Below are 19,848 nucleotides of genomic sequence, written 5' to 3' on the forward strand. Positions count from 1 at the left end.
TCCTGCACGACCTCCTCCCCGCACGGCCGACCGGCGTGCTCGAACGACAGGACACCGCGTGCGCAGGGCCCGATCGACGCTCATCTCCGCCGCGGCAGCCGTCGCGCTCGTCGCCGTCTCGGCGCATGCCCAGCCGCCCGCGGCCGCGCACGCGGACACGGCGTACGCGGTCCAGCCGGCCGCCCCGAGGTCCACGGCCGCGACGCAGGAGGTCACGATCGTGCTCGTGGCTCCGCAGGGCGTCGCGCCCGACTTCTCGCGGGTCGACGTGATGACCTCCATGTCCCAGGTCGACGCGTACTACGCGCACGAGACCGACGGGGCCATCCGCGTCCACGTGGCGTCGATCACCGACTGGATCACGCCCGATGACGCGAGCGTGCGCTGCGACGACTTCGACTCGGTCAACGCCTTCGCCCTCCGGGAGTCGGGCTTCACCCCCGCGGCGAACGCCCACCTCATGGCCGTCACGCCGAGCGCGAACGGATGCCTCCCGACCTCCAACGCGTCGGAGGGCGCCGACGTGAACGAGGGCGGCATCGTCTTCATGAGCAAGGACGATCCGGCCACGTTCGCGCACGAGCTCGGCCACAACATGTCGCTGTACCACGCGTCGAGCGTGCAGTGCCCCACGTGGGACCTCGATGCGTCGCAGGGGGTGCCCGCCGACTGCCACCGCGACGAGTACGGCGACGACAGCGACCTGATGGGCGTCACGCCGCGCACGCTGGTGCCGTTCAGCGCCGGGACGCTCGACCGCCTCGGGCTCATCTCGCACCGCGTCGTCCCCGCGTGCGGGGGTGCGCGCCGGATCGAGCTGCAGACCATGTCGGCCGGCTTCGACGCGCAGCGCATCGTCTCGTGGGCCGACCCGGTCGATCCGTCCGTGCAGTACTTCCTGCAGTACCGCGACGCGGTGGACGGCGACGAGTACATGTCCGTCTACCCGTCGCCGTCGAGGGACTACGACGTCCCCGCGTCCGGCGTGCAGATCTCGCGCACGGACCCGCTCCACCCGGAGGCGGCGTCCACCCTCGTCCGTCCGGATGACGGATCCAGCGCCCACCAGCGCCTCGCCGCCGGCGACGTCGTGCCGCTCCAGCACGGCATGTCGGTCAGCGTCGTCGCGATGGACGAGGATGCGCACGTGGCGACGGTCGACGTGTCCGTGCCGTGCGGATCCGGCGGCCGGACCGTGACGGCAGCGCCGAGGGCCGACGCGGCTCCCACGGCGACCCAGATGGACAGCTCGAGCGCGACGCCCATGGCCGGGATGAGCGGCACGGGCGGGATGCCGGGCATGTCCGCCATGCCGATGATGCCGGGCATGAGGCTGATGGACACCCGGGCGCACATGACCGGCGCAGGCGGGCGCCTCTCCTTCGACGCGGCCGCCGTCCTCCGCGCCGGGTAGGGCGCCCGCACGTCGATGACGGCTACGGGCGCGGTGAAGGCACCTCTTCTGCACCGGGCGCGACCGTCGACCACGGCACCGTCAGCTCACCCAGCCGCCAGCGCGCCGGTCCGTCCGCCACGGGCACGCCCGCGGCGCGCATCCGGGCGACGGCGCCCAGCCACTGCTGCCGGGGGCCGTACACGCCGAGCGGGGCGCTGAGGATCCAGCTGCGGTCGAGGAGGGCGAGCAGCCCGTGCACGCGCTCGCCGGGGACGTTGCGGTGGATGAGCGCCTTGGGCAGCCGCTCGGCCACGATCGACGGCAGCTCCAGTCCCGCGAGCCGCAGCGAGATGGTCAGGCTGCGCGGCCCGTCCGGCCGCACGTCGACCCAGCTCGCGACCCGGCCGATCTCGTCGCACGTGCCCTCCACGACGGATCCGCCGGGAGCGAGCCGCGCGGCCATGCGCTCCCACGCCGCGGGCACCTCGTCCTCGTCGTACTGCCGCAGCACGTTGAACGCGCGGATCACGGTCGGGCGCTCGCCGCCGGGCAACGGCACCTCGAACCCGCCGCGGACGAACGACACGCGCTCCCGGGCCTCCGCGTCGGGCCACGCCGCGAGCTGCTCGCGGGCGCGCGCGACGCGTCCCGGCTCGATCTCGATGCCCACGACACGCACGTCCGGCCGCGTCGCGCGCAGCCGCCGGTGCATCTCGAGCGCCGTGATCCCGCTCGCGCCATACCCGAGGTCGACCACCAGCGGGGCATCCGCGGTGCGCAGCGAGCCGAGGGTCGCGATCCACCTGTCGACGCGCCGGAGGCGGTTCGTGTTGGTCGTCCCGCGCGTGACGGAGCCGACGGGGGAGACGGCGCCCGGCATGGGACCAGTCTCCCATCGCTCGATAGGCTGGCGGCATGGCTGAACCCCGCACCCTCGTGCTGCTGCGTCACGGCAACAGCGACTGGAACCAGAAGAACCTGTTCACCGGATGGGTGGACGTCGAGCTGAGCGAGCAGGGCGTCGCGGAGGGCCAGCGCGCCGGCGAGCTCCTCGCCGAGTCCGGCATCCTCCCCGACGTGCTGCACACCTCCGTGCTCATCCGCGCCATCGACACCGCCAACATCGCGCTCAAGCGCGCCGGCCGCTCCTGGATCCCCGTCCAGCGCACCTGGCGCCTCAACGAGCGCCACTACGGCGCGCTGCAGGGCAAGGACAAGGCGCAGACCCTCGCCGAGTACGGCCCCGAGCAGTTCGCCACCTGGCGCCGCTCGTTCGACGTGCCGCCGCCCGCCATCGCCGACGACGACGAGTTCTCGCAGTCGGCCGACCCCCGTTACGCCGACCTCGGCGACGCCCTGCCCCGCACCGAGTGCCTCAAGGACGTCATCGAGCGGATGCTGCCGTACTGGGAGTCCGACATCCAGCCCGACCTCGCCTCCGGCCGCACCGTGCTCGTCACGGCGCACGGCAACTCGCTGCGCGCGCTCGTGAAGCACCTCGACGGGATCTCCGACGCGGACATCGCCGAGCTCAACATCCCCACGGGCATCCCGCTCGTGTACCGCCTCGACGAGGACTACCGCCCGATCGTCCCCGGCGGCGAGTACCTCGACCCGGAGGCCGCCGCCGCCGGCGCCGCCGCGGTGGCCGCGCAGGGCTCCAAGAAGTAGCCCGCCCGCACGGACGACGAGAGCCCGACCGGATCATCCGGTCGGGCTCTCGTCATCGCTGCGGGTCGTGGCCCGCGGCGGGATCAGGCGTCGGCCTGCACCCAGTCGCCGGTCGCGAGGTACTGGACCGTCTTCGCGATGGACACCGCGTGGTCGGCGAAGCGCTCGTGGTAGCGGCTGGCGAGCGTGGAGTCGACCGTGTCGACGGCCGCGCCCTTCCAGGTCTCGCCGAGCACCTTGTCGAAGACGCTGAGGTGCAGCTCGTCGATGCGGTCGTCGTCGTTGCGGATCTCCTCGGCGAGCTTCGGGTCCTCCGTGGTGAGGAGGTCCGTGAGCTTGCGGGCGATGGCCACGTCGAGCTGGCCGAGCTCGAGGAACGTGGGGCGCAGCGACTTCGGCACCACCTTGTCGGGGAAGCGGTAGCGCGACAGCTGGGCGATGTGCTCGGCGAGGTCGCCCATGCGCTCGAGCGACGCGCTGATGCGGAGGGCGCTCACGACGATGCGCAGGTCGCGCGCCACCGGCTGCTGCCGGGCGAGGATGTTGATCGCGAGCTCGTCGAGGCTCGTGGCGAGCTCGTCGATGCGGCGGTCCTGCTCGATGACGGTCTCGGCGAGGCTGACGTTCGACTCGTTGAACGCCCGGGTCGCGTTCTCGATGGAGATGGCGACGAGCGCGGAGATCTCGATGAGACGCTCCTGGACCTCGTGGAGCTCCTGCTGGAACACTTCGCGCATGGGGGACGTCCTTTCAGGCCGCCCCGCTGCGAGGGGCGGGGTGGTTCTCGGGCACGGCGGACCCCTGGTGACGGGCCCACATCCTCCGACTCTGGTCATGCGAGGTTAACGCACGGTGCCGGCGAGCTGAATTCGCGGCCTCCTCGGGCGGATGGCGGGGCCGGACGGCCGGGACGGCCCGACGCCGTCTCCTAGTGTGGGCGCATGGACACCGGTGCGTTGGTGCTCGTCTGCCTCCTCATCGGTCTGGCGGTCGGCGCGGGATTCGTGTGGCTGCTGCACCACGCGGCGGACCGCGGCGACCGTGCCGTCGAGATCACGAACCCGGTCGTCCCCGACGGCGTCGACCAGGTGCTCGAGGCGCTCGAGTCGGCGGGCATCGTGCTCGACCCCTCCAACAACGTCATGAAGGCGTCGCCCGGCGCCATCTCCTCCGGCCTCGTCTTCCACCAGGCGCTCGTCCACCCCGAGCTCGTCTCGATGGTCGACCGCGTGCGTCGATCCGGCGAGCCGCTGGCCGAGGAGGTGTCGCTCGCGCGCGGCCCGTTCGGCGCGGCCGAGTTCCAGATGCACGTCCGCGTCGCCCGCCTCGGAACGCGCTACGTGCTCCTCCTCGCGCAGGACCGCACCGAGTCCCATCGCCTCGACCAGGTGCGCCGCGACTTCGTGGCCAACATCAGCCACGAGCTGAAGACGCCCATCGGCGCCGTCGGCCTCCTCGCGGAGGCGCTCGACTCGTGCGCGGACGACGGCGTGCAGGTGCGGCGCTTCGCGGCCCGGCTCACCACGGAGTCGGCCCGGCTCGCGCGCATCACGCAGGAGATCATCGAGCTCTCCCGGCTCGAGGCGGCCAACGCGCTGGAGAAGGCGGAGCCCGTCGACGTCGACCACGTGATCAGCGTCGCGCTCGACCAGGTGCGCCTCGGCGCGGAGCTCCGCGGCATCGAGCTCGCCCGCGGCAAGCGGTCGCGCTCCACCGTCTACGGCGACGAGGCCCTCCTCGTGGTCGCCGTGCACAACCTGCTGAGCAACGCGGTCAACTACTCGCCCGACGGATCCCGGGTCGGCATCGGCGTCATGGTCGACGACGGGGCCGTCGAGGTCGTGGTCACCGACCAGGGCATCGGCATCCCCGAGGACGAGCAGGGCCGGATCTTCGAGCGCTTCTTCCGCGTCGACCAGGCCCGTGCCCGCGACACCGGCGGCACGGGTCTCGGGCTCAGCATCGTCAAGCACGTCGTGCAGAATCATGGCGGCGACGTGCGCGTCTGGTCCCGGCCGGGCCGCGGCTCCACCTTCACCATCCGCCTCCCCGAGGCATCGCAGACCCCGGCGCTCGCCGGTACGGACATCGGAGAACCCACGTGACACGCATCATGCTCGTCGAGGACGAGGCGTCGCTCAGCGAGCCGCTCGCCTTCCTGCTCCAGCGCGAGGGATACGAGGTGGACGTCGTCGAGGACGGTCCCGCCGCGGTCGCCGCGTTCGACAAGGACGGCGCCGACCTGATCCTGCTCGACCTCATGCTCCCCGGCCTCCCCGGCACCGAGGTGTGCCGCGAGATCCGCACGCGCTCGGCCGTGCCGATCATCATGCTCACCGCCAAGGACTCCGAGGTGGACATCGTCGTGGGCCTCGAGCTGGGGGCCGACGACTACGTGACGAAGCCCTACTCGACGCGCGAGCTCCTGGCGCGGATCCGCGCGGTCCTGCGCCGCCGCGTCGAGGTCGACGACGAGCCGCTGAACGTCCTCGAGGTCGGCGCGGTGCGCATGGACGTCGAGCGGCACACGGTCGAGGTCGACGGCCGCGAGATCGCGATGCCGCTGAAGGAGTTCGAGCTGCTCGAGCTGCTGCTGCGCAACGCCGGGCGCGTGCTCACGCGCGGTCAGCTCATCGACCGGGTGTGGGGATCCGACTACTTCGGCGACACCAAGACGCTCGACGTGCACATCAAGCGGATCCGCTCCAAGATCGAGCGGGAGCCGTCCGACCCCGTGCTCCTCGTCACCGTCCGCGGGCTGGGCTACCGCTTCGAGGCCTAGCCCGACGATCCGCCGGCGACGACGACGGCCCCGCCCTCGGGAGGGCGGGGCCGTGGTCGTGGCCGGGACGCGGACGCGACCCGCTGGCTAGTTCGTGGTGCCCGGAGTGGTGGTGGCCTTCGTGTCCGGGGTGGACCCGGTCTCTCCGGGGACCAGGTCCGTGTAGGTCCCCTGGTCGCCGTTGAGCACGGGCACGTCCATCTCGACGCCCTCGGCGTCGCCGTACTGGATGTAGACCTTGGTGAGCGAGCCCGGGGTCGCGTCGACCGAGTCGAAGGTGATGCGCTGGGAGTCCTCGGCACCGAACTTCGTGAGGCCGGGGGCCGCGGTGACGGTGCGCGTCTCGCGATCCGCGCTGCCCTCGGTGAGCTCGTGCTGGAACGAGACGCGCTGGCTGGCGCCCGAGTCGTTGACGAGCGTGACGACGAGGCTCGCGCCGGCCGATGACCCGTCCTCGGCGAGGAGGATCGCGTTGCGCACCTGGACGTCGCCGACCGTGGCGTCGAAGCCGTCGCTCGGGAAGTAGGAGATCTGCGTGGCCTGGGGCGTGATGAACGTGCACGACGACGTGCCGACCGCGATCAGGGCCGCGAGGACGATGGACGATGCGGTACGCGCTCTCACGGGACCCTCCGGTTGTCGCGCGGGCCGGCGCCGGGGCGTCCGGAGGCGTCCGCGCTGGATCAGCTGACCCGCTCAGCCTACGGGATCGGGTGGCGGGCGGCCGCCCGGGGGCGCGCGGGACCCGGCTGGTAACCTGGAGATCACGTCCACAGAACGGGGAACCCATGATCTTCGAGGTCGGCGAGACCGTCGTGTACCCGCATCACGGTGCCGCGACCATCATCGAGGTGAAGAAGCGCGTCATCCGCGGCGAGGAGAAGCTGTACCTCAAGCTCGACGTCAACCAGGGCGGCTTGCAGATCGAGGTCCCCGCGGAGAACGTCGACATGGTCGGCGTGCGCGACGTCATCGGGCGCGAGGGCGTGGAGCGCGTGTTCGAGGTGCTGCGCGCCGAGTTCACCGAGGAGCCCACCAACTGGTCGAGGCGCTACAAGGCGAACCTCGAGAAGCTCGCGTCGGGCGACGTGCTGAAGGTCGCCGAGGTCGTGCGCGACCTGTGGCGTCGCAACCAGGACCGTGGCCTGTCCGCGGGCGAGAAGAGCATGCTCCAGAAGGCGCGCGGCATCCTCGTGGGCGAGCTCGCCCTGGCCGAGAAGACGGACGAGGAGCACGCGTCCACGCTGCTCGACGAGGTCCTCGCCTCCTGACCCGCCCGGCGTCGGCCCGCGCGGCCGCGGGTAGCCTGACGGCATGAGCCACGACCCCGTCGTCCCGTCCGCCCGCGTGATCGACGACGGCGCGACGGACGGGCCCCGGCTCGGCGTCGTCGTCGTGGCCGCGGGCAGCGGCACGCGGCTGGGGGCGGGGATCCCGAAGGCGCTCGTCGAGGTCGGCGGCGTCACGCTGCTGGCGCGCTCCCTCGGGGCGATCCTCGCCCTCGCGGAGGAGGCGCACGTCGTGGTCGTCGCGCCGGGCACCCACCTGGCCGAGACCACCGCCGTCGCGGACGCGGTCGCCGGGGTGGCGCGCGGATCCGTCGCCGTCGTCGTCGGGGGAGCGACCCGGCAGGGGTCCGTGCGGGCGGGCCTCGTGGCGCTCGCCGTGTCCGTCGACACCGTCCTCGTGCACGACGCCGCCCGCGCGCTCACGCCCACCGCCCTCTTCGCCGCCGTGGCGCGCGCCGTCCGCGCCGAGGGCGCCGGCGTCGTCCCGGGCCTGCCCGTCACCGACACGGTCAAGCGCGTGGACCCGGAAGGGGAGTGCCTCGGCACCGTCGACCGCAGCGACCTGGTCGGGGTCCAGACCCCGCAGGGCTTCCCGCGCGCAGCCCTCGACGCCGCGTACGCGCGGGCCGCCGCCGAGCACACCGACGACGCGGCCCTGTTCCAGGCCTCGGGCGCCCGCGTCCGCGTGATCCCCGGCGACGCGCTCGCGTTCAAGGTCACCACCGCGTGGGACCTCCGGCGCGCCGAGGAGCTCGTCGCGCGGGACGCGGGCGTCGGATCCGCCGCCACCCGCCTCCGCTCGGGCATCGGCACCGACGTCCACGCGGTCGACCCGACCCAGCCGCTCTGGCTCGCGGGCCTGCACTGGCCGGGCGAGGCGGGGCTCGCCGGCCACAGCGACGGCGACGCGGTCAGCCACGCGATGTGCGACGCCCTGCTCTCGGCCGCGGGCCTCGGCGACATCGGCGGGATCTTCGGCACCGACGACCCGGAGCTCGACGGCGCCCACGGCGAGGTCTTCCTCCGGCGCACCGCGGAGCTCGTGCGCGGCGCCGGCTACCGGATCGTCAACGTGGCCGTGCAGGTCATGGCCGTCCGGCCCAAGCTGTCGCCGCGGCGGGCCGAGGCCGAGCGGATCCTCTCGGCCGCCGTCGGCGCGCCCGTCTCGCTCGCCGGCACCACCACGGACGGGCTCGGCTTCACGGGTCGCGGCGACGGCGTCGCGGCGGTCGCGACGGCCCTCGTCGAGCGCCTCTGACCGCGTCGTCGCGGCGGTCGTCGCACGCCGTCCCGCCCCGTCATCCGGCGGGGGCGCGGATGCGCGCTGACTAGGATCTCTCTGTGACCCTGCGCCTCCATGACTCCCGGACGCAGTCCCTGCGGGACTTCGTGCCGCTCGTCGACGGCAGGGTCGGCATCTACGTCTGCGGCCCCACCGTGCAGTCGGCGCCGCACATCGGCCACCTCCGGAGCGCGCTGGCCTACGACCAGCTGCGCCGCTGGCTCACCCACCGCGGGCTCGACGTCACCCTCGTCCGCAACGTCACCGACATCGACGACAAGGTCATCGACAACGCCCGGCGCGGCCAGGAGGCCGGCGGCACGGAGGAGTGGTGGGCGCTCGCGTACCGCGTCGAGCTCGAGTTCTCCGCCGCCTACGCGGCCCTCGGGATCCTCCCGCCCAGCTACGAGCCGCGCGCGACGGCGAGCATCGGCGAGATGCAGGAGATCGTGCGGCGCCTCGTCGACCGCGGGCACGCGTACGCGGCCGACGACGGATCCGGCGACGTCTACTTCGACACCGCCTCCTGGCCCGAGTACGGCGAGCTCACCCGCCAGCGCGCCGGCGACATGGAGGCCGCGACCGACGCCGATCCGCGCGCCAAGCGCGACGTGCGCGACTTCGCCCTCTGGAAGGGCGCCAAGCACGGCGAGCCCGCGAGCGCGTCCTGGCCGTCGCCGTGGGGCGCCGGCCGCCCGGGCTGGCACATCGAGTGCTCCGCCATGTCCACGCGCTACCTCGGCGCCGAGTTCGACATCCACGGCGGCGGCCTCGACCTGCGCTTCCCGCACCACGAGAACGAGCTCGCGCAGTCGCGGGCCGCGGGGGATCCGTTCGCCCGCTACTGGCTGCACAACGGGCTCGTCGCCGTGGCCGGCCAGAAGATGAGCAAGTCGCTCGGCAACTCGCTCTTCGCCGCCGACCTGCTCGCCTCCGCACGGCCGGTCGTGGTCCGCTACTTCCTCGGATCCGCGCACTACCGGTCCACCCTCGAGTTCCACGACGGCGCGCTCGCCGAGGCGGAGGCCGCCCTCGACCGCATCGAGACCTTCCTCGACCGCAGCGCCCGCCGCCTCGCCGGCACGCGCTTCCAGGCCGCGGCGGCGGTGCCGGGCAGCGCGCCCGCGACCGTGCCCGACGAGTTCGCCGAGGCCATGGACGACGACCTGAGCGTCCCGCAGGCGCTCGCCGTCCTCCATGACGCCGTCCGCGCGGGCAACGCCGCCCTCGACGCCGGCGACCTGCAGGAGGCCGCATCGCTGCGCGCGGACGTCTCCGCCATGGTGGCCGTGCTCGGGATCGACCCGCTGGCCGACGAGTGGCGCACCGCGTCCGACCAGCCCGCGCGCCGTGCGCTGCAGGCCCTGGTCGAGCACCGGATCGCCGAGCGACAGACCGCGCGGGAGGCCAGGGACTTCGCCCTCGCCGACCGCATCAGACAGGAGCTGGCCGAGGCCGGCATCACGATAGAGGACTCGCCTGGCGGGTCGCATTGGAGCATCGATGGCGAATAAGCCCAGCCGCTCAGGCGCGGTACGGAAGACCAAGAAGGGCCCGCTCAAGGGATCAGGAGGGCAGGGCAGGCAGGCCCTCGAGGGCAAGAAGCCCACGCCCAAGGCCGAGGACCGGCCGTACCACCCCGCCGGCAAGCGCAAGCTCGCGAAGGACCGGTACGAGGCGGCGTCCGCGGGCGCGAACCGCGGCCGTGACGAGCGCGCCGAGCGCTCGCCCGCACCCCGGTCCGCGGCGCCGCGCGCTCGCGCGACCGACCGCCCCGCCGGGGCCGACGCCCCGCGCGCCCGGCGTGCGAAGCAGCAGGACGAGTCCGAGGTCGTCACCGGCCGCAACTCGGTGGTCGAGGCGCTCCGCGCCAAGATCCCCGCGACCGCCCTCTACATCGCCTCGCGCATCGAGTACGACGACCGCGTCAAGGAGGTCCTGTCGCTCGCCACCGGGCGCGGGATCCCCGTGCTCGAGGTCATGCGCCCCGAGCTCGACCGCATCGCCGGCCATGACGCGGTGCACCAGGGCCTCGCGCTCAAGGTGCCGCCGTACGAGTACGCGGACGCGCTCGAGCTGCTCGACAAGACCATCTCGCGCGGCCAGGTGCCGCTCATGGTCGCCCTCGACGGGATCACGGATCCGCGCAACCTCGGGGCGATCATCCGCTCTGTCGCCGCGTTCGGCGGCCACGGCGTCATCGTTCCGCAGCGTCGCTCGGTCGGCCTCACCGCCAGCGCCTGGAAGACCTCGGCGGGCGCGGCTGCGCGCACGCCCGTCGCCATGGCGTCGAACCTCACCCAGACGCTCAAGGCGCTCAAGCAGCGCGGCGTCTTCGTCGTCGGCCTCGACGGCGGCGGCGACATGTCGCTGCACGAGTTCACGCTCGCCGACCGGCCGATCGTGGTCGTCGTCGGATCCGAGGGCAAGGGCCTGTCGCGCCTCGTCACCGAGACGTGCGACACCGTCGTCTCGATCCCGATCGGCGCATCGACGGAGTCGCTCAACGCCGGCATCGCGGCGAGCGTCACGCTCTACGAGATCGGCAAGCTGCGGGCGGCCGCGCGCAAGTAGGACGCCGCACGCAGGAGGAGCCGGGGCCCACGGGTCCCGGCTCCTCCTGCGTGCGGGCCTCGGCCCGCGCCGTTCAGACCTTCGTGCGCCAGTCCTCCGCGGCCTCGGCCTCGGTGATCGGCACGTCCGACTCGTCCTCGATCACGCCGATGGACTCGGTGGGCGGGTCGATGACCGTCGCCTCGTCGCGCCGGTGCCGCAGGATGTCCTGCACGTAGGCGGTCACGGCCTCGGCGAGCGGGATGTCGCGGCTCAGCTTCTGCGACATGTACCAGCGGTGCTCGAGCAGCTGGTGGAAGACCTCGGCCGGCTCGAGCTTGCCGCGGAGGTCCCGTGGGATCGCCCGCACGACGGGCTCGAACACGCGGGCCAGCCACTCGTGCGCGACCATCTCCTCGTCGAGGTCCTGCTTGTCGGCCGCCGCGGTGTACGAGTCGAGGTCGTTGAGCAGGCGCCTGGCCTGGTTCTCCTGCGCGTCCACGCCCGTGAGGCGCAGCAGCCGGCGCTGGTGGTGCCCGGCGTCGACGACCTTGGGCTGGATCCGCACCTGCGAGCCCTCGGCGGTCGTGCGGATCGCGAGCTCCTCGATGTCGAAGCCGAGGTCGTTGAGGCGATCGACGCGCTCGTTGATCCGCCAGCGCTCCGAGGTCGGGAACTCCTCGCGGCCGGTGAGCTCCTTCCAGAGCGTGCGGTACTGCGCCACGATGCGCGTGCTCGTCTCGAGCGGGTCGAGGCCCTCCTCGATCCGGCCGCCGGCCTCGAGGTCCATGAGCTCGCCGGCGATGTTCACGCGCGCGATCTCGAGGTCGTTCTCGCGCTGTCCGTTGGAGAGCCCGCCGTTGAAGAGCTTGCCGGTCTCCGCGTCCACCAGGTAGGCGGCGAACGCGCCCGCGTCTCGACGGAACAGCGTGTTGGAGAGCGAGACGTCTCCCCAGAAGAAGCCGATCATGTGCAGCCGCACGAGCAGGACGGCCAGGGCGTCCACGAGGCGCGTCGCCGTGTCGGGTCGCAGCTGCTGCGAGAAGAGCGCCCGGTAGGGGAGCGAGAACTTGAGGTGCCGGGTGACGAGCACCGACTTCAGCGGATCGCCGTCCTCGTCGGTGCGGTTCGTGATCACGGCGACGGGCTCCACGCAGGGGATCTCGAGCCGCTGCAGGGTCCGCAGCATGTCGTACTCGCCGCGGGCCATCTCGTCCGTCGTCTCCTTGATGGCGATGACGTAGCCGGAGAGGTTCGCGAAGCGCACGAGGTGGCGGGAGATGCCCTTCGGGAGGGTCGCGATGGCCGAGGACGGCCACTCGTCGAGCGGCAGCTGCCAGGGCAGGTCGAGGAGCGCGGGATCGACCGTCGCCGAGGTGATGTTCAGGGATCCGGCCATGCTGCGACCCTACCCGACCCCGGAAACGCGGCTGCCGCGGCCCCCGGTGCTCCCGGCGAGGGGAGCGTGGGGACCGCGGCAGCGGTGGTGCGGGAGGTCGATCAGCCCGCGGCGACCGGCGCGTTGAGGCGGAGGCCGCTCTCGGCGTCGAAGGCGTGGAGGTGACCTGGCTGGGGCGTGATGAACACGGTGTCGCCGGCGTTGGGGTGCAGTCGGCCGTCGACGCGCGCGACGAGGTCGGTGCGCTTGCCCTCGATGTCGGTGTGGCCGTAGAGGTAGCCGTCCGCGCCGAGCTCCTCGACGAGGTCCACCGTGACGGAGAGGCCCTGGCCCTGCGTCGTGCTGACGACGACGTCCTCGGGACGCACGCCGATGGTGACGGCTCCGCCGGTGGCGTTGGTGAGCACGTCGCGCTCGACCGGGACCACCGCGCTGCCGAACTGCACGCCGCCGTCGACCACGTTCGCCGTGAAGAGGTTCATCGCGGGGGAGCCGATGAATCCGGCCACGAACACGTTCTGCGGCTTCTCGTACAGGTCGCGGGGGGTGCCGACCTGCTGCAGGACGCCGTCCTTGAGGACCGCGATGCGGTCGCCCATGGTGAGCGCCTCGGTCTGGTCGTGGGTGACGTAGACCGTGGTGACGCCCAGGCGGCGCTGGAGCGACGCGATCTGCGTGCGGGTCTGGACGCGGAGCTTGGCGTCGAGGTTCGACAGCGGCTCGTCCATGAGGAACACCTGCGGCTGGCGCACGATGGCGCGGCCCATGGCGACGCGCTGGCGCTGGCCGCCGGAGAGGGCCTTCGGCTTGCGGCTGAGGTACGGCTCGAGGTCGAGGAGCTTGGCCGCCTCGAGGACGCGGGTGGCGCGCTCGTCCTTGCCGACGCCCGCGATCTTGAGCGCGAAGCCCATGTTCTCGGCGACGGTCATGTGGGGGTACAGCGCGTAGTTCTGGAAGACCATCGCGATGTCGCGGTCCTTCGGCGGCACGTCCGTGACGTTGCGGTCGCCGATGAAGATGTTGCCGTCGTTGACCTCCTCGAGGCCCGCGAGCATGCGGAGGGTGGTCGACTTGCCGCAGCCGGACGGTCCGACGAGGACGAGGAACTCGCCGTCGGCGACCTCCAGGTCGATCTGGTCGACCGCGGGGCGCGTCGAGCCCGGGTACAGGCGCGTGGCCTTGTCGAAAGTTACAGATGCCATTTCGGTGTTCTCCTTCACGGGCAGGTACGTGCCCGACGATCCGTGGTGATGGATGTGATGCTCATGGCTCATCGCTGTGGGCGACGACGACCACGTGTTGAGTATTGCACGGGGGTCTGTGGTCGGGAAGCGCGGCACGACGGGGATCGGCGGTGATTCCTCACCTGGGGACAGGGTGCCTCGGGCCTGTATCGTCTCCTGCGGCGCCGTACCCGCGCCCGCCGCGTCACCGCTTTCCCAGACTGGCCGCCTAGAGTCCTGAGGTCGTCCGGGAGCCCGCCCGAACCCGACTCCCCATCCCCTGAGCGAGGATCCATGAGCAGCACGCCGCCCGCGCACGAACCGCACGGCGGTCACCGACGACGCCGCGAGGCCGCGCGCGAGAAGGCGCGGCTCAACCGGATGAAGCAGCGCCGTCGCGACGTCGTGGGCCGCTACCTCATCCGCGGCGGCATCGCGGCGGCCCTCGTCGCGGTGGTCGTGGTGGTGGGCCTCGTCGTCGTCCAGGGTGCGCGGCCCGCGGGACCCGGCCCCCAGAACATGGCGAGCGACGGCATCCTCATCGGCAAGGACCTGGCCGCGACCCCGACGAAGGCCCTCGACCCCCAGCAGGATCCGGTCCCCGCCGCGTCGGACGCGGCCGGCGTCGCCCGCATCCGCGTCTACGTCGACTACCTCTGCACCGCGTGCAAGGAGTTCCAGGACACCAACGGCGCGCAGATGGAGGGGTGGCTCCAGTCCGGCGCCGCCACCGTCGAGATCCACCCCGTCGCGATCCTCACCAGCAAGTCGCAGGCGTACTCGCTGCGTGCGGCCAACGCCGCCGCCTGCGTGGCCGACTCCTCCCCGGACGACTTCTGGGCCTTCAACTCCGCGCTCTTCGCGGACCAGCCTGCTGAGCAGAGCACGGGACTCAGCGACGATCGCATCGTCGAGCTCGCCGGGCAGGCGGGCGCCGGCTCGCCCGACGTCGCGAAGTGCGTCTCCGACCAGCGGTTCCAGTCGTGGGTGAACGCCGCGACCGATCGCGTCCTGGACGGGGACATCCCGGACTCGAACGTCGACAAGGTGGTGGGCGCGCCCGTCATCGTGGTCGGCGACCGCCAGTACACGGGACAGCCCGACGACGCCAAGGCGTTCGCGGCGTTCGTGCTCCAGGCCGCCGGCCAGGACGCGACGACGTCGCCCACCCCGACCCCGTCGCCCTCCGAGACGCCGACGACCGCCCCTTAGCGCGGCTCGTATGATGGATCGACGGCCCGCGAGGTCCGTCGGCCGGCCTGGCGCAATTGGTAGCGCACCGCACTTGTAATGCGGCGGTTACGGGTTCGAGTCCCGTGGCCGGCTCTCGACGCCCGACCTCAGTCCAGGACGGTGATCATGCGCTCGCCCTCGACGGTCGAGCGAGGGCCCTTGGCGTCGTCGGCGGCGACGTCGCCGACGTAGAGCCAGCCGAGGAGATCCTCGCCGTCGTGCAGGCCGTGCATCCGCCGCACCGCGTCGCTGCGCGTCAGGCCGCCCGTGCGCCAGAACACGCCCCATCCCCGCTCCTCGAGCGTCAGGGTGAGGGCGTGGGCGACACCCGCGGCGACCGCCTCCTGCTCCCAGTCCGGCACCTTCCTGCTCGGCGTGCGACAGACGACGACGGCGACGAGCAGGCTCGCGCGATGGGTCTTCTTGCGGTGCTTGCCGGAGCCGGGATCTCCCGCGGCCTCGTCCATCGCGGCGCCGAGGCGGTCGCGTGCTCCTGCGCGGATCTCGATGACCCGCCAGGGACGGAGCGCGCCATGGTCGGCGAGCCGGGACGCGGCCTCCACGAGCGGCACGAGCTCCTCGTGCGTCGGGGACGCGTCGCCCACGGACGAGCGCGAGCGTCGGCCGCGGAGCGCCTCGAGAACGGGTCCGCCGTGCGCGCCAGTGCCGGGCCCGGACGGATCGGCGGCGCCGCCCGCCCGATGCCGCGGCACGTCGGTCACTCCGCGGTGCGGAACGACATGGAGACCGAGTTCATGCAGAACCGGTCGCCGGTGGGCGTCTGCGGCGCGTCGTCGAAGACGTGCCCGAGGTGGGATCCGCAGCGGGCGCAGACGACCTCGACGCGCTTCATGCCGAGGCTCGTGTCGGTGTAGAGCTTGACGGCGTCGCTCTCCTTCGGCGCGTAGAAGCTCGGCCACCCGCAGTGGGAGTCGAACTTGGTGTCGCTCGTGAAGAGCTCGGCGCCGCAGGCCTTGCAGCCGTAGACGCCGGTGCGCTCCTCGTCCAGCAGCTCGCCGGTCCAGGGGCGCTCGGTGGCCTGCTGGCGCAGCACCGCGTACTCCTCCGGGGAGAGCTCCTGACGCCACTCGTCGTCGGTCTTCTCGATCTCGTAGGCCATGTGCGGGTCCTTTCTCGCTGGTCGATCCTAGGGGCGGCGTCCCAGCGCGCCTCCATGGTCAACCGCCGCGGGGCCCCGTCGATTCCTGCATGCGGGGGATGATCCGCCCCGGGGCGCGGGCGGATGCGCGCCCGGGGCGCGCCGCGGGCGGCGGCGCGCGGACACCCCGGGGACCTGCGCGGGGCGCTCAGCGAGCCGCACCTAGTATGTGGTGGATGTCGGGGAAGGAGCACGCCGTGGACCAGCGCGAGACCCGCTCCGCGACCGCTTCGGCGGCCGGGCCGCATCCCGTCGCCGAGCTCGATCCGCGCGACCGCGAGGTCCTCGACTTCGAACGCGACTGGACGCGTCACGCCGGGGCGAAGGAGGAGGCGATCCGCCAGACCTTCGGCCTCTCCGCCACCCGCTACTACCAGCTGCTCGGGTCGCTCATCGAGACGCGCCAGGCCCTCGCCTACGATCCCCTCCTCGTCGGGCGCCTCCTGCGCCTCCGAGAGACGCGCGCCGCGGCACGAGCGGCCCGCGCCCTGCCCACCGGTCTCCCGCACCGACCGACCGCACGCTGACCCCGCGCCCCACCGAGGAGACACGAGACCCGCATGCCCTCCCACGCTCCCGACCGCTTCGACGAGGTCCCCGGCGACCTGAGTCGTGTGGGCGCGCACCGCGCCCCCCGTCCCCGCCACCACCGCTTCCGCGCGTTCGCCTGGGCGGCGCTCGCGACCGGCCTCCTCGTGGGCCTCGGCGTCGTGGGGCTCTTCGTCATCGACGACCGGGTCTCGTTCACCGACATCACCCCGAGCGGTGGCGCCTCGGAGGAGGCGGCGCCGACGGATGCGCCCACCGCGGCGCCCACCGCCGTCCCCGGCATGATCGTCAGCGTCCTCAACGGCACGAAGACCTCGGGCCTCTCCGCGCGCGCGGCGACCACGCTGCAATCGGGCGGCTGGGCGATCGCGTCGCGTCTGAACGCCAGCTCCAACGACATCTCCACCACGACCGTCTACTACTACGACGAGGCGGACGAGGGCGCAGCCCGCGGCCTGGTGGCGGCGCTGGGCGTGGGTGACGTGGAGCAGTCCGACCAGTTCCGGCCGGCAGCGGGCACGCCGGCGGCGCAGGCGGCGAAGCTCACGGCCGTGCTCGGCGCGGACTACGTCGCCAAGGGCTGAGCGGTCCCCGCATCGGGCTGCCGGACCCTCTCCGTGGACTAACCCGGCGGGGCATCCACGGCTCTGTCTATCGTGCTGACTGGTCGCACGCCCGCCGCGTACCAGGTGCTGCGCGCCGTACGTCCCGAGGGCGTGGCGCGGGGTCGATGCAGGGTCCCGCGGCCGACCCGGGGGTGGCGGCACCGCGCTCCCGACAGCTCGCATTCGCACATGGAGAAGCACATGGCCAACGGCACCGTGAAGTGGTTCAACGGGGAGAAGGGGTTCGGGTTCATCACCGTGGACGCCGTCGAGGGCGGTCCTGCCCAGCAGGACGTCTTCGTCCACTACTCGGCGATCGAGATGTCCGGCTACAAGGTCCTGGAGGAGGGGCAGCGCGTCGCCTTCGAGATCGGCCAGGGGTCCAAGGGCCTGCAGGCGGAGAACGTCACGCTGGCCTAGGGGCAGCCCAGCACCACCACGACGCCGTCGCCCGTCCGGGCGGCGGCGTCGTCATGTCCGGACCTGCTCGCGCCTGTGAGCGGCTCGCTTGCACTCCCGTAGGGCGAGTGCCAGAATCGTCCCTGGCACTCCCTCACGGGGAGTGCTAGACGACTGCCTTTTTCCTGACGTCCGGGAGGGACGAGAGATACACATGGCTAAGATCATCGCTTTTGACGAAGAAGCCCGCCGCGGCCTCGAGCGCGGCCTGAACATCCTGGCCGACGCGGTCCGCGTGACCCTCGGCCCGCGTGGCCGCAACGTCGTCCTCGAGAAGAAGTGGGGCGCCCCCACCATCACGAACGACGGCGTGTCCATCGCCAAGGAGATCGAGCTCGACGACCCGTTCGAGAAGATCGGCGCGGAGCTCGTCAAGGAGGTCGCCAAGAAGACCGACGACGTCGCCGGCGACGGCACGACCACCGCGACCGTCCTCGCGCAGGCCCTGGTCCGCGAGGGCCTCCGCAACGTCGCCGCGGGCGCCGACCCCATCAGCCTCAAGCGCGGCATCGAGAAGGCCGTCGCGGCCGTCACGGAGGAGCTCAAGGCCGCCGCGAAGGAGATCGAGACCAAGGAGGAGATCGCCGCCACCGCGTCCATCTCCGCCGGCGACTCCACCATCGGCGCCATCATCGCCGAGGCGATCGACAAGGTCGGCAAGGAGGGCGTCGTCACCGTCGAGGAGTCCAACACCTTCGGCACCGAGCTCGAGCTCACCGAGGGCATGCGCTTCGACAAGGGCTACCTGTCGCAGTACTTCGTGACCGACCCCGAGCGCCAGGAGGCCGTGTTCGAGGACGCGTACATCCTGATCGTCAACTCGAAGATCTCGAACATCAAGGACCTGCTGCCGATCGTCGACAAGGTCATCCAGTCGGGCAAGCAGCTCCTCATCATCGCCGAGGACGTCGACGGCGAGGCCCTGGCCACGCTCGTCGTGAACAAGATCCGCGGCATCTTCAAGTCGGTCGCCGTCAAGGCGCCCGGCTTCGGCGACCGCCGCAAGGCGCAGCTGCAGGACATCGCCATCCTCACCGGTGGCCAGGTCATCGCCGAGGAGGTCGGCCTCAAGCTCGAGAACGTCACCCTCGACCTGCTCGGCACGGCCCGCAAGGTCGTCATCACCAAGGACGAGACCACGATCGTCGAGGGCGGCGGCGACGCCACCGAGATCGCGGCCCGCGTGCAGCAGATCCGCAACGAGATCGGCAACACGGACAGCGACTACGACCGCGAGAAGCTCCAGGAGCGCCTCGCGAAGCTGGCCGGCGGCGTGGCCGTCATCAAGGCCGGCGCGGCGACCGAGGTGGAGCTCAAGGAGCGCAAGCACCGCATCGAGGACGCCGTCCGCAACGCGAAGGCCGCCGTCGAGGAGGGCATCGTCGCCGGTGGTGGCGTCGCCCTCATCCAGGCGGGCAAGCTCGCCTTCGAGAAGCTCCAGCTCGAGGGCGACGAGGCGACGGGCGCGAACATCGTCCGCGTCGCGGTCGACGCTCCGCTCAAGCAGATCGCCCTCAACGCGGGCCTCGAGCCCGGCGTCGTGGCCGAGCGCGTCCGCAACCTCCCCTCGGGTCACGGCCTCAACGCCGCCACGGGCGAGTACGTCGACATGCTCGCCGCGGGGATCAACGACCCGGTGAAGGTCACGCGCTCGGCTCTGCTGAACGCCGCGTCCATCGCCGGTCTGTTCCTCACGACCGAGGCGGTCGTCGCCGACAAGCCCGAGAAGAACCCGGCCCCGGCCGGCGACCCCACGGGTGGCATGGACTTCTAGTCCGACCGGGCCGGAGCGGCAGCGCTCCGGCCCCCAGCACGATCAGCACGACGAAGCGGGCGGCTCCTCACGGGGCCGCCCGCTTCGTCGTGCACGGGGCCTCCGGGGCCCCCGGGGCCGCCTCTCGGCCGCCGCGCCGCGCTAGTGGGCGAACATGCGCGCGTTGCCTTCCTCCACCTCCGCGTACTGGCGCGCTGCGGAGCTGAGCGCCTGGTTGATGCTCGCGAGCGCCTCCTCGACGCGCTGCTGCGTGCCCTTCCACTCGGCGACCACGCCCTGGAACGCCGTGGCCGCGCTGCCGGACCACGACCCCTGCAGGTCGGCGAGCTGACCGTGCAGGCCCGCCACCTCCGCTTGGATGCGACCGATGCTGCCCTGGACGGCCGCGGTGGCCGACAGGACGGCCTCGCTGTCCACCTGGTACCTCGTCATGCGTCTCCTCCTTCTCGTCGTGGGACGGGCGGAGGCTACGCG

The 19,848-nt window shown here is 72.3% G+C and carries 21 protein-coding genes and 1 tRNA gene; 14 read left to right on the forward strand and 8 right to left on the reverse strand.

The window, feature by feature from the left end; translation table 11 throughout:
- Nucleotides 1–58: 58 nt before the first annotated feature.
- Nucleotides 59–1,414: a zinc-dependent metalloprotease family protein gene (locus tag ITJ44_RS13660; RefSeq protein WP_194636099.1), complete on the forward strand. Its 1,356-nt coding sequence runs from the start codon at nt 59–61 to the stop codon at nt 1,412–1,414.
- Between the two features lie 22 nt (nt 1,415–1,436).
- On the opposite strand, the gene ITJ44_RS13665 is transcribed toward ITJ44_RS13660, so the two are convergent.
- The gene (locus ITJ44_RS13665) at nt 1,437–2,276 is read right to left on the reverse strand and encodes a class I SAM-dependent methyltransferase (RefSeq protein WP_194636100.1); all 840 of its coding nucleotides are present in this window, start codon (nt 2,274–2,276) and stop codon (nt 1,437–1,439) included.
- 35 nt (nt 2,277–2,311) lie between these two features.
- On the opposite strand from ITJ44_RS13665, the gene ITJ44_RS13670 reads away from it, so the two are divergent.
- Nucleotides 2,312–3,067: a phosphoglyceromutase gene (locus tag ITJ44_RS13670; RefSeq protein ID WP_194636101.1), complete on the forward strand. Its 756-nt coding sequence runs from the start codon at nt 2,312–2,314 to the stop codon at nt 3,065–3,067.
- 83 nt (nt 3,068–3,150) lie between these two features.
- On the opposite strand, the gene phoU is transcribed toward ITJ44_RS13670, so the two are convergent.
- Entirely contained in the window at nt 3,151–3,804 is a 654-nt protein-coding gene (gene phoU / locus ITJ44_RS13675; RefSeq protein ID WP_012039182.1) for a phosphate signaling complex protein PhoU, read from the reverse strand.
- A 204-nt stretch (nt 3,805–4,008) separates the two neighbouring features.
- Between phoU and ITJ44_RS13680 the strand changes: the two genes are divergently transcribed.
- Both ITJ44_RS13680 and ITJ44_RS13685 read left to right on the forward strand, forming a co-directional pair.
- Nucleotides 4,009–5,172, forward strand: coding sequence for a cell wall metabolism sensor histidine kinase WalK (locus tag ITJ44_RS13680; protein ID WP_194636102.1), 1,164 nt, complete (start codon nt 4,009–4,011; stop codon nt 5,170–5,172).
- Nucleotides 5,169–5,849, forward strand: a complete 681-nt coding sequence (locus ITJ44_RS13685; protein ID WP_194636103.1) for a response regulator transcription factor — start codon at nt 5,169–5,171, stop codon at nt 5,847–5,849. Before ITJ44_RS13680 ends, ITJ44_RS13685 begins: the two co-directional genes overlap by 4 nt.
- 87 nt (nt 5,850–5,936) lie before the next feature.
- Here ITJ44_RS13685 and ITJ44_RS13690 read toward each other — a convergent pair whose 3' ends face one another.
- Nucleotides 5,937–6,473 (reverse strand): hypothetical protein, encoded by a 537-nt coding sequence (locus ITJ44_RS13690; protein WP_194636104.1) that lies wholly within the window; start codon nt 6,471–6,473, stop codon nt 5,937–5,939.
- A 164-nt stretch (nt 6,474–6,637) separates the two neighbouring features.
- Here ITJ44_RS13690 and ITJ44_RS13695 point away from each other — a divergent pair, with 164 nt between their 5' ends.
- The 4 genes from ITJ44_RS13695 to rlmB all read left to right on the forward strand — a co-directional run bounded on the left by ITJ44_RS13695 (nt 6,638) and on the right by rlmB (nt 10,994).
- Nucleotides 6,638–7,120, forward strand: coding sequence for a CarD family transcriptional regulator (locus tag ITJ44_RS13695; protein ID WP_194636105.1), 483 nt, complete (start codon nt 6,638–6,640; stop codon nt 7,118–7,120).
- 43 nt (nt 7,121–7,163) lie between these two features.
- Nucleotides 7,164–8,396 (forward strand): 2-C-methyl-D-erythritol 4-phosphate cytidylyltransferase, encoded by a 1,233-nt coding sequence (gene ispD, locus ITJ44_RS13700; RefSeq protein WP_194636106.1) that lies wholly within the window; start codon nt 7,164–7,166, stop codon nt 8,394–8,396.
- Nucleotides 8,397–8,479: 83 nt separating this feature from the next.
- Nucleotides 8,480–9,934, forward strand: a complete 1,455-nt coding sequence (gene cysS, locus ITJ44_RS13705; protein WP_194636107.1) for a cysteine--tRNA ligase — start codon at nt 8,480–8,482, stop codon at nt 9,932–9,934.
- Nucleotides 9,924–10,994, forward strand: a complete 1,071-nt coding sequence (gene rlmB / locus ITJ44_RS13710; protein WP_194636108.1) for a 23S rRNA (guanosine(2251)-2'-O)-methyltransferase RlmB — start codon at nt 9,924–9,926, stop codon at nt 10,992–10,994. Before cysS ends, rlmB begins: the two co-directional genes overlap by 11 nt.
- Before the next feature lie 73 nt (nt 10,995–11,067).
- On the opposite strand, the gene ITJ44_RS13715 is transcribed toward rlmB, so the two are convergent.
- Nucleotides 11,068–12,372, reverse strand: coding sequence for a DUF4032 domain-containing protein (locus ITJ44_RS13715; protein ID WP_194636109.1), 1,305 nt, complete (start codon nt 12,370–12,372; stop codon nt 11,068–11,070).
- A 101-nt stretch (nt 12,373–12,473) separates the two neighbouring features.
- Entirely contained in the window at nt 12,474–13,574 is a 1,101-nt protein-coding gene (locus ITJ44_RS13720) for an ABC transporter ATP-binding protein (RefSeq protein WP_194636110.1), read from the reverse strand.
- Between the two features lie 315 nt (nt 13,575–13,889).
- Here ITJ44_RS13720 and ITJ44_RS13725 point away from each other — a divergent pair, with 315 nt between their 5' ends.
- Together ITJ44_RS13725 and ITJ44_RS13730 are read left to right on the forward strand one after the other, a co-directional pair.
- The gene (locus ITJ44_RS13725) at nt 13,890–14,807 is read left to right on the forward strand and encodes a thioredoxin domain-containing protein (protein WP_194636111.1); all 918 of its coding nucleotides are present in this window, start codon (nt 13,890–13,892) and stop codon (nt 14,805–14,807) included.
- Between the two features lie 41 nt (nt 14,808–14,848).
- Nucleotides 14,849–14,921: transfer RNA gene (locus ITJ44_RS13730), tRNA-Thr, on the forward strand.
- A gap of 14 nt (nt 14,922–14,935) precedes the next feature.
- Here ITJ44_RS13730 and ITJ44_RS13735 read toward each other — a convergent pair.
- Entirely contained in the window at nt 14,936–15,541 is a 606-nt protein-coding gene (locus ITJ44_RS13735; protein ID WP_194636288.1) for a nitroreductase, read from the reverse strand.
- 5 nt (nt 15,542–15,546) lie between these two features.
- Entirely contained in the window at nt 15,547–15,948 is a 402-nt protein-coding gene (msrB, locus tag ITJ44_RS13740; RefSeq protein WP_012039170.1) for a peptide-methionine (R)-S-oxide reductase MsrB, read from the reverse strand.
- Between the two features lie 236 nt (nt 15,949–16,184).
- Here msrB and ITJ44_RS13745 point away from each other — a divergent pair, with 236 nt between their 5' ends.
- The 4 genes from ITJ44_RS13745 (at nt 16,185) to groL (ending at nt 19,374) form a co-directional block, all read left to right on the forward strand.
- Complete coding sequence (locus ITJ44_RS13745) at nt 16,185–16,514, forward strand: DUF3263 domain-containing protein (protein ID WP_194636112.1); 330 nt, start codon at nt 16,185–16,187, stop codon at nt 16,512–16,514.
- A gap of 33 nt (nt 16,515–16,547) precedes the next feature.
- A complete protein-coding gene (locus ITJ44_RS13750; RefSeq protein WP_194636113.1) occupies nt 16,548–17,120 on the forward strand; it encodes a LytR C-terminal domain-containing protein in 573 nt (190 codons plus the stop codon).
- 222 nt (nt 17,121–17,342) lie between these two features.
- The gene (locus tag ITJ44_RS13755) at nt 17,343–17,561 is read left to right on the forward strand and encodes a cold-shock protein (protein ID WP_012039167.1); all 219 of its coding nucleotides are present in this window, start codon (nt 17,343–17,345) and stop codon (nt 17,559–17,561) included.
- A 193-nt stretch (nt 17,562–17,754) separates the two neighbouring features.
- A complete protein-coding gene (groL, locus tag ITJ44_RS13760) occupies nt 17,755–19,374 on the forward strand; it encodes a chaperonin GroEL (protein WP_012039166.1) in 1,620 nt (539 codons plus the stop codon).
- 141 nt (nt 19,375–19,515) lie between these two features.
- On the opposite strand, the gene ITJ44_RS13765 is transcribed toward groL, so the two are convergent.
- On the reverse strand, nt 19,516–19,806 hold the full coding sequence (locus ITJ44_RS13765; RefSeq protein WP_015491075.1) for a WXG100 family type VII secretion target: 291 nt from the start codon (nt 19,804–19,806) through the stop codon (nt 19,516–19,518).
- Nucleotides 19,807–19,848: the final 42 nt, after the last annotated feature.

Origin of the sequence: Clavibacter sp. VKM Ac-2873, assembly GCF_015351075.1 — a bacterium.
Classification (GTDB): Bacteria; Actinomycetota; Actinomycetes; order Actinomycetales; family Microbacteriaceae; genus Clavibacter.

Bases quoted from the DNA above. Each gene is read 5' to 3' on its own strand.
- ITJ44_RS13665 (WP_194636100.1), bottom strand. From the start codon at position 2,276: ATGCCGGGCGCCGTCTCCCCCGTCGGCTCCGTCACGCGCGGGACGACC.
- ITJ44_RS13670 (WP_194636101.1), top strand. From the start codon at position 2,312: ATGGCTGAACCCCGCACCCTCGTGCTGCTGCGTCACGGCAACAGCGAC.
- phoU (WP_012039182.1), bottom strand. From the start codon at position 3,804: ATGCGCGAAGTGTTCCAGCAGGAGCTCCACGAGGTCCAGGAGCGTCTC.
- ITJ44_RS13680 (WP_194636102.1), top strand. From the start codon at position 4,009: ATGGACACCGGTGCGTTGGTGCTCGTCTGCCTCCTCATCGGTCTGGCG.
- ITJ44_RS13695 (WP_194636105.1), top strand. From the start codon at position 6,638: ATGATCTTCGAGGTCGGCGAGACCGTCGTGTACCCGCATCACGGTGCC.
- ispD (WP_194636106.1), top strand. From the start codon at position 7,164: ATGAGCCACGACCCCGTCGTCCCGTCCGCCCGCGTGATCGACGACGGC.
- rlmB (WP_194636108.1), top strand. From the start codon at position 9,924: ATGGCGAATAAGCCCAGCCGCTCAGGCGCGGTACGGAAGACCAAGAAG.
- ITJ44_RS13715 (WP_194636109.1), bottom strand. From the start codon at position 12,372: ATGGCCGGATCCCTGAACATCACCTCGGCGACGGTCGATCCCGCGCTC.
- ITJ44_RS13720 (WP_194636110.1), bottom strand. From the start codon at position 13,574: ATGGCATCTGTAACTTTCGACAAGGCCACGCGCCTGTACCCGGGCTCG.
- ITJ44_RS13725 (WP_194636111.1), top strand. From the start codon at position 13,890: ATGAGCAGCACGCCGCCCGCGCACGAACCGCACGGCGGTCACCGACGA.
- msrB (WP_012039170.1), bottom strand. From the start codon at position 15,948: ATGGCCTACGAGATCGAGAAGACCGACGACGAGTGGCGTCAGGAGCTC.
- ITJ44_RS13750 (WP_194636113.1), top strand. From the start codon at position 16,548: ATGCCCTCCCACGCTCCCGACCGCTTCGACGAGGTCCCCGGCGACCTG.
- ITJ44_RS13755 (WP_012039167.1), top strand. From the start codon at position 17,343: ATGGCCAACGGCACCGTGAAGTGGTTCAACGGGGAGAAGGGGTTCGGG.
- groL (WP_012039166.1), top strand. From the start codon at position 17,755: ATGGCTAAGATCATCGCTTTTGACGAAGAAGCCCGCCGCGGCCTCGAG.
- ITJ44_RS13765 (WP_015491075.1), bottom strand. From the start codon at position 19,806: ATGACGAGGTACCAGGTGGACAGCGAGGCCGTCCTGTCGGCCACCGCG.